The sequence below is a fragment of the Frankia sp. AgKG'84/4 genome, from assembly GCF_023242965.2.
Classification (GTDB): Bacteria; Actinomycetota; Actinomycetes; order Frankiales; family Frankiaceae; genus Frankia.
Genome location: NZ_JALKFU020000678.1, coordinates 1 through 589, shown reverse-complemented (window position 1 = coordinate 589; position 589 = coordinate 1). Strand labels below are relative to the sequence as shown.

Here is a 589-nt window from a genome sequence, read left to right as displayed (position 1 = left end):
CTTCCGGCGGGGCCATCGCGCGGCCGCGCTCGCGGGCCAGGCGGAAGAAGCCCTCGGCGTCGAGGGCGCCCGCGGCGTGCAGCGCGGTCAGCTCGCCGAAGCTGTGCCCGAGGAAGCCGGCCGGGCGCAGGCCGAGTTCGTGCAGGTAGCGGTACTGGCCGACGGACAGTGCGCCGATCGCCGGCTGGGCGTGCTCGGTCGCGCGCAGCGCGACCTCCTGGTCCTGGCGCTGCTCGGCGTCGAAGACCGGTGGCGGGAAGACGATGGCGGCGAGGCGGCGGTGCGCGCCGTCGAAGGCGGCGTTCGCCTCGTCGAAGGCGGTGCCGACCGGCGGCACGTTGACCGCGGCCTCCAGTCCCATGTCGACGTACTGGCTGCCCTGCCCGGCGAACAGCGCGGCGACGGTGACGTCCGCGGCGCCCTTCGACCGGAAGTGGACACCGCGCGGGTGCGACCACGCGGTCGCCTCGGGGTCGCGCTCGAGCTGGCTGACGGCCAGTTCGCGCAGCTCGGCGGCGACGACGTGGCGAACCGACGCGCAGTGGTATCCAAAGGGATAGGAGAAACTGTCCGGGCTGCGGCCGGTCTT

The 589-nt window shown here is 74.4% G+C and carries 1 protein-coding gene; it reads right to left on the bottom strand.

What is annotated here, in order from left to right; translation table 11 throughout:
* A partial coding sequence (locus MXD58_RS24590) for an acyltransferase domain-containing protein (RefSeq protein ID WP_250610036.1) occupies positions 1-589 on the bottom strand: 589 nt, incomplete at both ends.